This is a genomic window from Halorhabdus utahensis DSM 12940, from assembly GCF_000023945.1.
In the GTDB taxonomy this organism is placed as follows: domain Archaea; phylum Halobacteriota; class Halobacteria; order Halobacteriales; family Haloarculaceae; genus Halorhabdus; species Halorhabdus utahensis.
This window is the reverse complement of sequence record NC_013158.1, coordinates 2,133,755-2,146,505: the sequence shown is the minus strand read 5'-3', so window position 1 is coordinate 2,146,505 and position 12,751 is coordinate 2,133,755. Positions and strand designations below refer to the sequence as shown.

The following is a 12,751-nucleotide window of genomic DNA, read 5'->3' as shown; positions in this document are numbered from 1 at the left end:
TATCGCAAAATATAATTGCGCTGTAGCTGCTAGCGAAGGTACGATGTCAATACTCGACGACGACGATAGAGCGGAAGTCTCGGAGCTACTCGAAGACATGGACGAGCCGATCGACATCCACGTCTTCACCCAGGACGATTGTGAGTACTGTGAAGAGACGGTGGCACTGGTCGAGGACGTTGCCAATCTCAGTGACGCGGTCGAGATGGGCGTCCACGACATGGACGACCCGCTGGCGAGCGACCTCGGCGCTGATCGCTACGAGGGCGGCCCCGTGACGGTCATCACCCGTGAGGATATCGATGGCGTCCGGTACTTCGGGATCCCATCGGGTCAGGAGTTCAGTTCGTTCCTCCAGGACATGATCACGGTCTCGACCGGCGAGCCGGATATCGACGAGAGCGTCCTCGAAGAGATCGCCGAAATCGACGACCCGGTCGAGATCACCGTCTTCGTGACGCCGACCTGCCCGCACTGCCCGAAGGCAGTCCAGACGGCCCACAACTTCGCCGTGGCCAACGAGAACATCACCGCCAACTCGGTCGAATCCCAGGAGTTCATGGAGCTCTCCCAGGAGTTCGGCGTCCGGGGCGTCCCTCAGATCAACGTCAACGGGACCGACGGCGAGTTCACGGGTGCGCTCCCGCCCCAGCAGTTCCTCCAGGAAGTCAAGGGAGCCCTCTAGGCCACCCAACCAACGGGCGGTCGACCGATCGAACCCCTTAATCCCCCTGCCGGCCTATCCTCGAGTGGCAGCGGGAGCCCGGCTCCCGTGCCCGGGACGTGCGTTCCGACAGCGTCGGAACGCTGCTTACGGGCATGAGGAAAGTCCCCCCACCGTCCGGGCAGGCGACCGGGCGCAAGCCCGGGGCGGGAGACCGCCGGCGCTGGAACAGAAACGAGACCACTCGCCCCGACCGATGAGGTGTGTGACCCCTGAGTGACAAAGTGCGGTCGATCCCCGCCGCAAGGCGGCCGGTCGGCCGGGCGAACAAACGACGGGAAGCCCAACCCACCGAGGGCGCGTCGACGGGCGAGAACGGCTGGAACGGCGAATCCTCGCCGGTGCAAGTCCGCGTGACTGGTAGCCTGGACACGACGCGGACGCGTAGCCGAATGCCGACAACAGAAGGGGGCTTACTCCCCGCAGCCACCGTTTCTACCTCAGGAGTGGCGAGGCTGACCAGGATTGATCGCTGCCGTGACCCACTCGCTTATCCGGGAGCCACCGCTACCGACGCGTATGCCCGAAACACTCGAAGTCGCCTGCGAGAACGACGACTGCGAACTCGACATGGTCGAACTCCACTACACCTACGACATGCCTGAGGACGTCACCGTCGCGGACTTCCAGTGTCCCTACTGCGGGGAGACGGAACCACTCCGCAAGATCGAGGTCTGACGGCGAAAACGAGCGGTCACCGTCTGTGTGTCGCTCGCCGCTCAGAGATCGCCGATCGCCGCCGCGATCGCGTCGTAGTCCGGGAACTCCGGCCATTCCGCCGCGACCCACGCGTATTCGACAGTCCGGTCTCCGTCGATGAGGAACGCGGCCGGGCGGGGCTCGCTGACGCCCGCCATCCCGTCGAGATCGTGGACGATCCCGTAGGTCTCGGCAACACCATTCTGTGGGTCGCTGAACAGCCGATAGGGCAGGGCCGCCTCCGCGATGAAGTCCTTGTGCTCGTAGGGCGAGGAGATCGAGAGCCCGACGACGGTCAGGTCGTCGCCGCTGCCCCACCCGCGCTCGGTGATCTCGTTCCAGATGTACGTCGCCGGGAAACTCCCGTCCATCGGAAAGAAGACGAGCAGGACGGGACCGTCGGCCGTGAGATCTGACAGCGCGACGTCCTCCCAGTACTCATCGGTGACCAGCGGGCGCTCGAAGTCCGGGGCCGCTTCGCCGGACTGAGGATGCTCGGCCGGGCCGAGGTCGACGACGTCGAAGGGCAACTCCATGTCAGGCCTCCCCGTAGGTCCGATCGAGGTACTGGACGATGCGCTCGCTCTCGCTCATCGTCACGCCGGTGCGTTCGTCGATGATCACCGGGACCGCACGCTGGCCGCTGACCCGCTTGACGGCGTTGCGCTCGGAGTGCAGCGGCTCGACGAAGCGTGACTGATAGTCGAGGTCGTATTCCGAGAGCGTCCGCGCAACGCGCTCACAGAACGGGCAGGCCTGGAGTCGATACAGGGTGATGGTCGCGTCGCCTTCCTCGGACGCGTCGGTTGTGGACTCGCTCATGGCGTTCTATGCTGGCTTGGGGCGAACAACGGGTAAACACTGTGCTGGCTGCAGTTTTCGAGGACGGGCCCGACGCGACCGCCGAGCGAGGCCAAACCGTCATGTAGCTCCCGCCCGGACCCGAGTTATGGACGTACTGATTATCGGCGGTACTGGCGTCATCTCGACCGGCATCACGCGACAACTCGTCGAGGCGGGCCACGACGTGACCATCTTCAACCGCGGGGAGACTGACATCGACATCCCCGAGGCAGTCGCAGAGATCCACGGAGATCGCTTCGATCACGATGCGTTCGAATCCACAGTCGCGGACGTCGACGTGGACGTCGTGATCGACATGATGTGTTTCAGCGTGGAGGACGCCAAAAGCGACATCCGGGCCTTCGCCGGGGAGATCGAGCAGTGCATCTTCACCAGTACGGTCGACGTCTATCACCGGCCGCCCGAGCGTAATCCGGTCACTGAGGACGCCGCCCGCGAGCCGCCGGTCAGCGACTACGCCGAGGGCAAGGCCGCCGCCGAAGATCGCTTCCGTGAGGCAGAGGCCGAGGGTGCCTTCGACGTGACGATCATCCGCCCGTGGAGCACCTACGGCGAGGGCGGGAGTATTTTCCACACCTTCGGCGGCGACACCTACTACATCGAACGAATCCGGCAGGGCAAACCCATCGTCGTCCACGGTGACGGGACCTCGCTGTGGGGCTCGTGTCACCGTGACGACGTCGCCGCCGCGTACGTCAACGCCGTCGGCAACGAGACGGCCTACGGCGAGACCTATCACGTCACCAGCGAGGAGGTCATCACCTGGAACCAGTACCACCGCCGGGTCGCGGCCGCACTCGACGCACCGGAACCCGACCTCGTCCACATCCCGACCGACGAGCTCCGGGACGTCGCACCGGAGCGCACGGAGATGCTCCGGGATCACTTCCAGTACAGCACCGTCTTCGACAACAGCAAGGCCAAACGCGATCTGGACTTCGAGTACACGGTTTCCTTCGAGGACGGCGTCGAACGGACCGTCGCATGGCTGGACGAACACGACGGGATCGAGGTCGGCGAGGGTGACGCCTTCGAGGACGACCTCGTCGCCGCCTGGCGGGAGTCGACCGACGACTTCGTCGCCGACTTCGAGTGAAACCCGTCGGGCGGCGGTTTCCTGTGAGAGAAGCGACGAATATGGCGTGTCGAACCCTATAAATAGCTGTCTGTCATTATTACTCATCACTGATGGATTCGAACACGCTGGATCTCTCTCCTCCACACCAGAGCGCACTGACGACGCTGGTCAACGAGTACGCCGAGTCCGACTCGCCGGTCAAAAGCGCCCGGATCGCCGAGCAGGTAAACCGAACGGAAGGGTCGGTCAAAAACCAGATGCGAAAGCTGTCAGCGCTCGGGCTGGTCGACAGCGTTCCGGGGCCACGTGGCGGCTATCAACCGACGGAGAAGGCCTTCCAGGCGCTGGAACGCGATCAGGACGCCGACGGCGAAAAGGTCGTCGTCGCCCAGAACTTCGAGCGCGTCGACGTGACTGTCGACGAGGTCACGCTCACGAACGTCCACCACCCAACCGATTGTCGTGCCCGGGTCCACTTCCAGGACATCCTCGACGGCATCGACATCGGCGACGCCCTCGCCGTCGGCCCGACGCCGGAGTTCGACCTCGTCGTGGTCGGCGAGGTACTCGAGATCCTCGGCACCGGCGACGAAGTCATCCTCGAGATCGGCAAGATGGAAGCGCCCTTCGTCGACGAAGCCCTGTGATTCGACGGCGATTGTCATCCATGAGCTGTCGATGACGCGCCACCAGCATCGGATCAGATGTACTCACCGAAGCTACCCGGCGAGACGCGATTCTCAGCCCTCGGTGACGCCCCACTGAATGTTCGCCCAGAGGCGCTCCCAGACGTAATAGAGGACGGTCTTCCCGACCGCGGCCGTGAGTCCGATCTTCGCCGAGGAGCCGAGCTGGCCGGTGTAGACGAAGGCAACGAGAAACACCAGTGACGTGGCGAACACCCGGTAGGACGCCGCCTTTACGATCGAACGACGATGTTTGTCCATCCCTCACCTCCGATCCGTCTGCCGGTCCGGGGACCAGTATCCGGGCGGCGGGGCAACGAGTGTTGCATTCGTAGGTGGGCCTGCGGACGCCACCCCCAAATATCTAATTACATCTAATTAGATTTGCCGTGTCCGGTGAGAACGTCACTATCGGGGGGCGAACTCGGAACCGGCGGAGAGACACCCTCGCTACGCGGGGTGACGCCCCACTGACGAGTGTCGTGACAAACGCACACGGCGACAGGCACAGCAGGACCAGAAAGAGGAACCCCCGAACGAATTACGCCGCCGCGGTTGCCGCGAGTGCCGTCTCGATGTCGTCACCGATTTCCTCGATGAGGTCCGGCACGGCCGCCTCGACGGCGTCGGTCATCCCCTCGCCGTACTCGAAGGGGTTCTCGACCTCGATGGCGAAGATGGTGATCTCGGGCATCGACTGGCCCATCGCCTCGCCCAACGTCTGGAGTGTCCCCAGCCCGACGTTGTGGGTCGCCAGTCCGCCCGAGTCATCGCCCGGCTCGACCTCGCTCGGGGAGAACTCGTAGTAATCGCCGGGCGTCCCGCCGTCGGTCTTGATCGCGTCGACGAGGAAGACGTGGTCGTACCCGCTGAGTTCCTGGATGAGCATGAGTCGACCGGAGGTGTAGGTCTCGACATCCAGCCGGTCGCCAAAGCGCTCGCCGAGCGCTTCCGTGACGTCCAGACCGACCACGTCGTCGCGCTTGATGTCGTTGCCCAGGCCGAGTAAGAGTGCGTTCATGATGGGGATGCGGTGTGATGTGTAGGTGTCGTGCCGTGGTGCGGTGTCGTGTCGTGGTGTCCGCCGTTCTCAGCGACTCATCGAGGCGACCGTCTCGCCGTCCTGTTCGAGTTCGAGTTCCAGGGGCATCTCGCCGATGGCGTGGGTCGAACACGACAGGCAGGGGTCATAACACCGGATGACGCTCTCCATCTTGTTGAGGATGCCCTCCGGGATCTCGGGGCCGTCGATGAACGTCTCGGCGGCGGAGGTGACGCCCTTGTTCATCGCGCCGTTGTTGTGCGTCGTGGCGACGATGAAGTTGGCGTTCTCGACTTTGCCGCCGTCGTCGATGGTGTACTCGTGGATGAGCGTCCCGCGCGGGGCCTCGATGACGCCGACGCCCGTGCCCGCCTTCGGCTTGGTCGGAATGTTCGTGATCCCGTCGTAGACATCGTCGTCTTCGAGCAACTCCTGGATGCGCTCGACGCAGTACAGCATCTCGATGAGCCGCGCCCAGTGGTAGTACGTCGAGCGTTCGTGGACTGCCCCCTCGGCCGCATCCATGAACTCGACCCACTCCTCGTGGGCCTGTGGGGTCCGCACGTCGTCGACGGCGTTCAGGCGTGCGAGCGGGCCGACGCGGTACTGGCCGTCCTCGAAGCCGCGGTCCTTGTAGTAGGGGAACTTGAGATAGCTCCACTCCTTGGAGCGCTCGGCGATGATATCCCGATACGCGCCGTCGTCGATCTCTTCGAGTTGGTCACCACTCTCGTCGACCAGCCGGATGTCCCCGTCGTAGTGTTCGAGGCCACCCTCCTCAGTCACGAGGCCCATATAGCCCGTCGGGTAGGTGGCGTAGTCCAGGGTGTCGTCGTCCATCTCCTCGAAGATGTCCTTGAGGAGGTCGATCGTCTCCCGGACGTATCCGGCGAGTGGCTGACTCTCTTCGAGCAGGTCCTCGCCGTCTTCCCGGTCGAGCGTGTTCGAGACGCCGCCGGCCACCGCGAAGTCGGGGTGGACCTTCTTCTCGCCCAGCGCGGCGATGACGTTCTGGCCGAAGCTGCGCAGGTCGATCCCGCGTTCGGCCAGCTGTGGGTTCTCCGCTAAGACGCCCTCGATGTTCCGATCGGCGGGATCGGCGTCGTAGCCGAGCACCAGATCGGGGCTGGAGAGATAGAAGAAACTCAGTGCGTGACTCTGGAGCACCTGGCCCATGTGCATGAGTTCCCGGAGCTTGTGGGCGCTCTCGGGCACGTCGGCGTCCATGACGTCGTCGGCGGCCTTCGCCGCGGCCAGCTGGTGGCTGACCGGGCAGATCCCACAGATGCGGGCCGTGATCTCGGGCATCTCCCAGATGGGGCGGCCCTCGACGAACTCCTCGAAGCCACGGAACTCCGTGACGTGAAACTGTGCGTCCTCGACACTCCCCTCGTCGTCGAGGTGGATCGTGATCTTGCCGTGCCCCTCGACGCGCGTGACCGGATCGATGACTTCCTTCTTGCTCATTGTTGTCTCTTTAGTCGTACTGTAGTTTGTCGCCTTCGATCTCGGGGGTCTCCCCGCGAGCCAGCGCTTCGAGGCTCTCCTTCATGACCTCGGCGTCGGGTGGGCACCCAGGCACGTAGACGTCGACGTCGATGTACTCATCGAGCGGTCGGGCGTCCTCGAGCAGTTTCGGGACGCCCTCGTCGTCGCCGAAGGGTACCTCGCTCTCGTCGTCGGCCTCGCCCATGAACGTCTCTTCTAACATCTCGTCGCGATCCTGGTAGTTGCGCAGGGACATGATCCCGCGCAGTGCGGCACAGTCGCCCCAAGCGACGACAGTGTCACAGTTCTCCCGAAGTTCCTCGGCGACCTCGACGTTCTCCTCGTTGGTGACGACGCCCTCGGCGATGCCGACGTCGGCCTCCGGGACGCCCTTCTCGTCGACGATCATGTGGCTGGCGACGATGTCGACCTCCTCGACCAGATCCACGAGGCCGTGATCGACGTTCAGAAACTCCATGTGACAGCCCGAACAGCCGCCCAGACACACCGTCGCGACGGTCGTCCGGTCGTCATCCTGTGCCTCCGCTTCAGTCTGTGCGCTCATGCTGCCACCTCCTGGAGTTCCGCGATGATTTCACGGTCGTCGTCGATCTCACCGCGTGGATCGAGCACCTGCTCGACCGCTCGCTCCTCGTTGTCGGCGTCGACGATCGTCCCCTCGCGCTCGAACCAGTCGACGGCCGGGAGCACGACGTCGGCGATCTGCGTCAGGGCGGACTCACGGGTCGCCTGGACGATCACGGTGTCGGCCCCGCGGGCGACCTCGATCGCCCGGTCGAGATCCTCGCCTCGGTCGGCGGCGGCAAGCAGGTACGCGACCTCGCTCGCTTCGTCGATGCCGTCGGCCGTGAAGTCGGCACGGTTGGCACCCCGATCCAGGCTCACGACCTCACTCTCGGTCATCGCCGCAAGCCCGTAGGCGTCGACCAGTGCCTCGGTGTCCTCGATCTCGGGGCCGAGCACGACGACGCTGTCCTCGGCGTCGAGCGTGCGGGTCGCGGCCTCGGCAACGCCCGCGACCGGCGAGGCGCTCCCGCCGTCGGCGACCGCACCGGCGGCCTCCGCGGTGGCCTGGGCGAGCGGCGAGCCGACCGTCAGGCTCTCGTCGCTGAACCGCTTCAGGCGATCTTCGTCGCCGTCGACGGTGACGAGTTCCGCGCCATCCGTGGCCGCGCGGCGGACGTACGACGCGGCGACGGGATGGGTGTCGACGATCGAAGTGTCGTAGACGACGATCCCCTCGGCCTCGAGGATATCCTCGACCGAGTCGGCCGGCAGATCCTCGTGGCCGTCGGCGGCCAGTTCCTCGCGGATCGTCGCCTCCGTGGCCCGTCGCGCTGCCCCGGGAATCTCCAGGTCGGCGTCGAGATCGTCCATCGCGTCGGCGAACGCGTCCAGGGTCTCCGTGGGAAGCCGATCCGACGCGACCGCGTTGATGGAGTTGGCGTCGGCCAGTTCCGCACTGGCCGTCTCGATAGCCGTGTCGAGATCGACCGTCTCGCCGTCGATCTCAGGCTCGGTGATCCGATCACGGCGGTCATCGAGCAGTTCGAAGCGACCCATCTCACACAGCTGGCTGCCGTCCGCGCCGCCTTTGACGCCCTCGATCTTGACGATCCGCCCGGAGTTGGTGTAGACCTCCATCTCACAGCCGACCGAACACTCGCTGCAGGTCGTCGTCTCGACCTCGCAGTCCCGTTCGCGGCCCTTGTAGGCGCTGAGCGGGCTGTACAGCGACCCCGTCGGACAGGCCTGCACACACCCACCACAGGACGTACACGAGGACTCACCCAGCGGGACGCCGGAGTCGGCGATGATCGTCGTGTCCTTCCCGCGGTTGCCGAAGTTCAGCGTGTCGTTGCCGACGACTTCCTCGCAGGTCCGGACACACCGACCGCAGCTGATACAGCGGTCGAGATCCATCGTGATGTACTCGTTTGAGGTGTCCGGCTCGATGTCCTTGTACTCCAGTGGGAAGCGGTCCTTGTCCAGGCCCGCGCGGTTGAACATGTCCTCGAGTTCGCAGTCGCCCTCCATCTCGCAGTACATGCAGTAGTGGTTCTCCTCGGTGAACTGCAACTCGAGGATGGACCGTCGTTTCTCCCAGAGTTCCTCGCTGTCGAAGTCGACCGCCATCCCCTCGTCGACGGCGGTCGTACAGGCCGTCTCACGTCGTTCGCCGTCGATGTCGACCAGACACATCCGGCACGCACCGACGTTCGCGAGGTCGGCGTGGGCACACAACGTCGGAATGTCGATGCCGGCCCGGTCGGCTGCCTCTAAGATCGTCTCGCCCGCCGCTGCCTGTACCTCCTGACCGTCGATCGTCAGCGTGACGCTGTCAACGTCCGCGTTGGTTGCATTGCTCATACTATCAACCCCTCAACTCGATAGTGTCGACCGGACATGGGTCGACACACTGTCCACAGCCGACACAGGCCGCCGGATCGATCTCGTGAACCTCGCCGGGTTCGCCCGAGATCGCGTCGATCGGACAGGCGTCGACACACTGTTGACAGCCGATACAATCCTCGGCGATGATCTTGTACGTCCCCGCGTGTTCGCCACTGCCGAGTTCGCAGTCCCCGGCGGGACACTCCTCGTCTTCGACGTGGTTGCGGTACTCGTCCTCGAAGTAATCCAGCGTGCTCATCACCGGGTTGGCCGCCGTCTGGCCCAGACCACACAGCGACATCTCCTCCATGGAATCGCCCAGCGACCGGAGCTCGGAGATGACGTCGGGATCAGCCGCCCCGTTGGTAATTCCCTCCAACATTTCGAGCATCTGCTTGGTCCCGTACCGGCAGGGTGGGCACTTCCCGCAGGACTCGTCGACGCTGAACTCGAGGAAGAACCGGGACTGATCGACCATACAGGTCGACTCGTCCATGACGATCATCCCACCGGAGCCCATCATCGAGCCGAGTTCCATCAGCGTCTCGTAGTCGATTGGCGTCTCGGCGTGCTCCCGGGGAATGACACCGCCGGAGGGACCGCCGGTCTGGACGGCCTTGAACTCGCCGCCGGTGGTCCCGCCGCCGATCTCGAAGACGACTTCCTCGAGTCGGGTGCCAAGCGGGACCTCGACGAGACCGGTGTTCTCGACGTCGCCCGTGACCGAGAACACCTTCGTCCCGCCGGACTCCTCGGTCCCGATGTCGGCGAACCACTCCGCGCCGTTCCGGAGGATCGCCGGCACGTTCGCCCACGTCTCGACGTTGTTGACGTTGGTCGGCTCGGCCCACAGCCCCTCGTCGGCGGGGTACGGCGGACGGGGTTTGGGCATCCCGCGGCCGCCTTCCAGGGAGTTGATCATCGCGGTCTCCTCACCGCAGACGAACGCCCCCGCGCCCTTCTTGATCTCCAGATCGAAATCGAATCCTTCGCCGAAGATATCCTGGCCCAGCAGTCCGGCCTCGCGAGCCTGCTCGATGGCGTGCTGGAGGCGCTCGATCGCCAGGGGGTACTCGGCGCGGACGTAGATGTACCCCTTCTCGGCACCCAGGGCGTACCCGGCGATGGTCATGCCCTCCAGAACGGCGTAGGGATCGCTCTCTAAGAGCGTCCGGTCCATGTACGCACCGGGGTCGCCCTCGTCGGCATTACAGATGAGGTACTTCAGATCGGCGTCGTTGCCGGCGAGGAACTCCCACTTCATCCCCGTCGGGAAGCCACCGCCACCGCGACCCCGAAGGTTCGATTCCTTGACTTCCTCGATGACCTCCTCGGGCGAGCCCGCCGAAAGGGACTCCCAGAGCGCGAAGTAGCCGTCACGGGCGACGTATTCTTCGAGACTCTCGGGATCGACGAGGCCGCTGTTGCCCAGCACGACGCGCTGCTGGGACTCGTAGAACGGAACCTCGTCGATTTGCGGGACACCGTGATCGTGGTTGCAGTCCTCGGCGTGGCTCCGGGCGGCGAGAGCCCCTTCAGCGGGCAACTCGCCGTCTTCGACGGCCCCGGCGAGTTGGCTGGCGTCTTCCTGCGTGACGTTCTCGTAGATGATCGAGACCCCGTCGGGGCGGATGACCTCGACAAGCGGTTCCCGATCACAGAAGCCCATACAGCCGGTCTTCTCGACCGTGGCGTCGTCGTTGGGCCCGAGTTCAGCGGATAGCAGCCCGTAGACATCGTCCGCCCCGGCGGCTTTCCCACAGGAGGACATCCCGACAAGGACTTTCGTCTCGTCGGGGTAGAGGGACTGTTTCCCTTCGGCTTGCAGGTCGGCCAGATCGTCTTCCGTGCGAACCCTTCGCGGTTCGGTGAGTACAGTTGACATAGATGATCTCCCCTAGCGGTATTCCTCGATGACCTGATCGACTTCGTCTGGCTGGACATCGCCGTAGACCTCGTCACCGACCATGACGGCGACGGCGAGACTACACGCGCCGATACACCGGACGTGATCGACGGTGAATTTCCCGTCGTCGGTTACGTCCTGGAGGTCGACGTCGAGTTCGTCACAGAAGGCCTCCGAGACTTCGTCGGCACCTTTCACGTGACAGGCCGTGCCCGTACAGACCTTGATCGTGTGATCGCCACGGGGCTCCATATGAAACTGCGAGTAAAACGACGCCGTCCCGTAGACGTGTGCGATCGACGTCCCGGTGTGCTCGGCGATGAGCTCCATCGTGAACTTCGGCAGATAGCCATACTCCTCCTGGACGTCCTGCAACGCCGGAATGACCCCCTCCTTGGCAGTCGGGACGTCGACGAGAACTTCCCGGACCGTCTCGATCTCGTCGTCACAGACGTCCTCGACCCCGGCGTCGGCCGGAATGACGCCGGAATCAGCCCCGGCGTCGGACCCCGCCGACCGCACTGACTGTTTGACGCGTTCTAGCGTTGCCATATAGGTGAGTATTACCGGTACAACCTGTAAAGGAATGTACCGTATTCTCACTCCATGAAAACATATATGGTAGAATGTGATGGACTGGTCGTGATTCAGTACCCATCGAGTGTATTGAATGCGATAGTACACGCAGAATAGGAATGAAAGATCGATTTGCAAACATCCTCCTAGATTGAAGAATTTAAGTGAACGATTCGCGAACCCACCAGATGCGGCCAGGACGCGAAAAGGGTTAAGCGGGTTCCACCAGAACAGCGGGGTATGTCACCGTCTCGCCGCGTTCTCGTGTTAGCCGGGCTGTTCGGTGCGATATCACTGCTGGCGATACTGACGCTCTGGAGCGTGTTCTGGACGGTCTTTTTTGCTATCACGGTGGCGTACGTCCTGTATCCGGTCCGTCGTCGACTCGCCGCCAGGGGTCTCGGTCCCCGAGTCGCTGCGGGACTCAGCACAGCCGTCGCCTTCGTCGGCGCGCTTGGCGTGCTCGCCCCGCTCGGGTACGCGGTCTACGTCCGGCGGTCCGCCTTCTTCGATATGGTCGGGGATCTACCCCCGGAGTTTTCGATCACCGTCCTGGAGATGAGCCACACGATCGACGTCACGACGGTGGTGGACGTGGTTCGGGAGACAGCCGGGTCGATGGCACTCGATGCGGCGAGTGCCGCGCCCGTCCTCGCGTTGAAGTTCTTCCTGTTCGTGCTGTTGGTGTACGCTCTCCTGCTCAAGCCGAGAATGCCGGCGCGGGCAGCCCGACGGGTCGTTCCCGCCGAGTACCACGACGTCGTCCAGGCGCTCCACGAGCGGCTCCGTGACACGCTCTTCGGGCTGTACGTGTTGCAGGGGGCGACCGGCGTCGGCACTTTCGTCATCGCCCTACCGGTATTCTTCCTGCTTGGATACGACGCTGCGGTCACGCTCGCGGTGTTGAGTGGCGTCTTACAGTTCGTCCCGATCATCGGTCCGAGCGTGTTGATCGGCGTGCTCGTGCTCACGGAAGTCCTCGCCGAGAACGTGACGGCGGCCATTCTCGTCGGCGTCGTCGGCTTCGTGTTCGTCGCCGGGTTGCCGGACGTTCTCATCCGTCCGCGACTCTCGGCAGTCGCGGCCGATCTGCCGGGAAGCCTCTACTTCATCGGGTTCACCGGCGGCGTCCTCTCGATGGGGGCCATCGGCATCATCGCCGGACCGGTCGTGGTTGCGCTACTCGCTGAATCGGTGGAACTACTGGCATCGGAACAGCACCCGGACGCCGTCGAACCGGCCGAGCCGTGATCGAGGTCCTCGCCATGATCGA

14 protein-coding genes and 1 other RNA gene are annotated in these 12,751 nt (G+C 64.1%); 6 read left to right on the top strand and 9 right to left on the bottom strand.

What is annotated here, in order from left to right:
• Nucleotides 1-43 precede the first annotated feature (43 nt).
• From pdo to HUTA_RS15625, 3 genes are all read left to right on the top strand, one after another.
• Nucleotides 44-685 (top strand): protein disulfide oxidoreductase, encoded by a 642-nt coding sequence (gene pdo, locus HUTA_RS10330; RefSeq protein ID WP_015789848.1) that lies wholly within the window; start codon nt 44-46, stop codon nt 683-685.
• A 66-nt stretch (nt 686-751) separates the two neighbouring features.
• An RNA gene (rnpB, locus tag HUTA_RS14845) (RNase P RNA component) lies at nt 752-1,152 on the top strand.
• Between the two features lie 91 nt (nt 1,153-1,243).
• Entirely contained in the window at nt 1,244-1,402 is a 159-nt protein-coding gene (locus tag HUTA_RS15625; RefSeq protein WP_015789847.1) for a DUF7559 family protein, read from the top strand.
• 41 nt (nt 1,403-1,443) lie between these two features.
• Here HUTA_RS15625 and HUTA_RS10325 read toward each other — a convergent pair whose 3' ends face one another.
• Nucleotides 1,444-1,959: a redoxin domain-containing protein gene (locus tag HUTA_RS10325; protein ID WP_015789846.1), complete on the bottom strand. Its 516-nt coding sequence runs from the start codon at nt 1,957-1,959 to the stop codon at nt 1,444-1,446.
• Between the two features lies 1 nt (nt 1,960).
• A complete protein-coding gene (locus tag HUTA_RS10320) occupies nt 1,961-2,245 on the bottom strand; it encodes a glutathione S-transferase N-terminal domain-containing protein (RefSeq protein ID WP_015789845.1) in 285 nt (94 codons plus the stop codon).
• 127 nt (nt 2,246-2,372) lie between these two features.
• On the opposite strand from HUTA_RS10320, the gene HUTA_RS10315 reads away from it, so the two are divergent.
• Both HUTA_RS10315 and HUTA_RS10310 read left to right on the top strand, forming a co-directional pair.
• Nucleotides 2,373-3,383: an NAD-dependent epimerase/dehydratase family protein gene (locus HUTA_RS10315; protein WP_015789844.1), complete on the top strand. Its 1,011-nt coding sequence runs from the start codon at nt 2,373-2,375 to the stop codon at nt 3,381-3,383.
• 92 nt (nt 3,384-3,475) lie between these two features.
• Nucleotides 3,476-4,012 carry an Rrf2 family transcriptional regulator gene (locus HUTA_RS10310; RefSeq protein ID WP_015789843.1) on the top strand — a complete coding sequence of 179 codons (537 nt, stop codon included), beginning with the start codon at nt 3,476-3,478 and terminating at the stop codon, nt 4,010-4,012.
• Nucleotides 4,013-4,105: 93 nt separating this feature from the next.
• On the opposite strand, the gene HUTA_RS10305 is transcribed toward HUTA_RS10310, so the two are convergent.
• From HUTA_RS10305 to HUTA_RS10275, 7 genes are all read right to left on the bottom strand, one after another.
• Complete coding sequence (locus HUTA_RS10305; RefSeq protein WP_015789842.1) at nt 4,106-4,312, bottom strand: DUF2061 domain-containing protein; 207 nt, start codon at nt 4,310-4,312, stop codon at nt 4,106-4,108.
• A gap of 280 nt (nt 4,313-4,592) precedes the next feature.
• On the bottom strand, nt 4,593-5,072 hold the full coding sequence (locus tag HUTA_RS10300) for a hydrogenase maturation protease (RefSeq protein ID WP_015789841.1): 480 nt from the start codon (nt 5,070-5,072) through the stop codon (nt 4,593-4,595).
• A gap of 69 nt (nt 5,073-5,141) precedes the next feature.
• Nucleotides 5,142-6,560, bottom strand: a complete 1,419-nt coding sequence (locus tag HUTA_RS10295) for a Ni/Fe hydrogenase subunit alpha (RefSeq protein WP_015789840.1) — start codon at nt 6,558-6,560, stop codon at nt 5,142-5,144.
• Between the two features lie 10 nt (nt 6,561-6,570).
• Complete coding sequence (locus HUTA_RS10290; protein WP_015789839.1) at nt 6,571-7,146, bottom strand: NADH-quinone oxidoreductase subunit B family protein; 576 nt, start codon at nt 7,144-7,146, stop codon at nt 6,571-6,573.
• Nucleotides 7,143-8,972 carry a 2Fe-2S iron-sulfur cluster-binding protein gene (locus tag HUTA_RS10285; protein ID WP_015789838.1) on the bottom strand — a complete coding sequence of 610 codons (1,830 nt, stop codon included), beginning with the start codon at nt 8,970-8,972 and terminating at the stop codon, nt 7,143-7,145. Before HUTA_RS10285 ends, HUTA_RS10290 begins: the two co-directional genes overlap by 4 nt.
• Before the next feature lie 4 nt (nt 8,973-8,976).
• Nucleotides 8,977-10,881: an NADH-quinone oxidoreductase subunit NuoF gene (locus HUTA_RS10280; RefSeq protein ID WP_015789837.1), complete on the bottom strand. Its 1,905-nt coding sequence runs from the start codon at nt 10,879-10,881 to the stop codon at nt 8,977-8,979.
• Between the two features lie 12 nt (nt 10,882-10,893).
• On the bottom strand, nt 10,894-11,454 hold the full coding sequence (locus tag HUTA_RS10275; protein ID WP_015789836.1) for an NADH-quinone oxidoreductase subunit NuoE family protein: 561 nt from the start codon (nt 11,452-11,454) through the stop codon (nt 10,894-10,896).
• Nucleotides 11,455-11,718: 264 nt separating this feature from the next.
• Between HUTA_RS10275 and HUTA_RS10270 the strand changes: the two genes are divergently transcribed.
• A complete protein-coding gene (locus HUTA_RS10270) occupies nt 11,719-12,729 on the top strand; it encodes an AI-2E family transporter (RefSeq protein WP_015789835.1) in 1,011 nt (336 codons plus the stop codon).
• Nucleotides 12,730-12,751 lie beyond the last annotated feature (22 nt).

What these genes read in the sequence shown, in the direction of transcription:
- HUTA_RS10270 (WP_015789835.1), top strand. Translation starts at nt 11,719, where the DNA reads ATGTCACCGTCTCGCCGCGTTCTCGTGTTAGCCGGGCTGTTCGGTGCG.
- HUTA_RS10315 (WP_015789844.1), top strand. Translation starts at nt 2,373, where the DNA reads ATGGACGTACTGATTATCGGCGGTACTGGCGTCATCTCGACCGGCATC.
- HUTA_RS10325 (WP_015789846.1), bottom strand. Translation starts at nt 1,959, where the DNA reads ATGGAGTTGCCCTTCGACGTCGTCGACCTCGGCCCGGCCGAGCATCCT.
- HUTA_RS10290 (WP_015789839.1), bottom strand. Translation starts at nt 7,146, where the DNA reads ATGAGCGCACAGACTGAAGCGGAGGCACAGGATGACGACCGGACGACC.
- HUTA_RS10310 (WP_015789843.1), top strand. Translation starts at nt 3,476, where the DNA reads ATGGATTCGAACACGCTGGATCTCTCTCCTCCACACCAGAGCGCACTG.
- HUTA_RS10320 (WP_015789845.1), bottom strand. Translation starts at nt 2,245, where the DNA reads ATGAGCGAGTCCACAACCGACGCGTCCGAGGAAGGCGACGCGACCATC.
- HUTA_RS10305 (WP_015789842.1), bottom strand. Translation starts at nt 4,312, where the DNA reads ATGGACAAACATCGTCGTTCGATCGTAAAGGCGGCGTCCTACCGGGTG.
- HUTA_RS10275 (WP_015789836.1), bottom strand. Translation starts at nt 11,454, where the DNA reads ATGGCAACGCTAGAACGCGTCAAACAGTCAGTGCGGTCGGCGGGGTCC.
- HUTA_RS10300 (WP_015789841.1), bottom strand. Translation starts at nt 5,072, where the DNA reads ATGAACGCACTCTTACTCGGCCTGGGCAACGACATCAAGCGCGACGAC.
- pdo (WP_015789848.1), top strand. Translation starts at nt 44, where the DNA reads ATGTCAATACTCGACGACGACGATAGAGCGGAAGTCTCGGAGCTACTC.
- HUTA_RS15625 (WP_015789847.1), top strand. Translation starts at nt 1,244, where the DNA reads ATGCCCGAAACACTCGAAGTCGCCTGCGAGAACGACGACTGCGAACTC.
- HUTA_RS10280 (WP_015789837.1), bottom strand. Translation starts at nt 10,881, where the DNA reads ATGTCAACTGTACTCACCGAACCGCGAAGGGTTCGCACGGAAGACGAT.
- HUTA_RS10285 (WP_015789838.1), bottom strand. Translation starts at nt 8,972, where the DNA reads ATGAGCAATGCAACCAACGCGGACGTTGACAGCGTCACGCTGACGATC.
- HUTA_RS10295 (WP_015789840.1), bottom strand. Translation starts at nt 6,560, where the DNA reads ATGAGCAAGAAGGAAGTCATCGATCCGGTCACGCGCGTCGAGGGGCAC.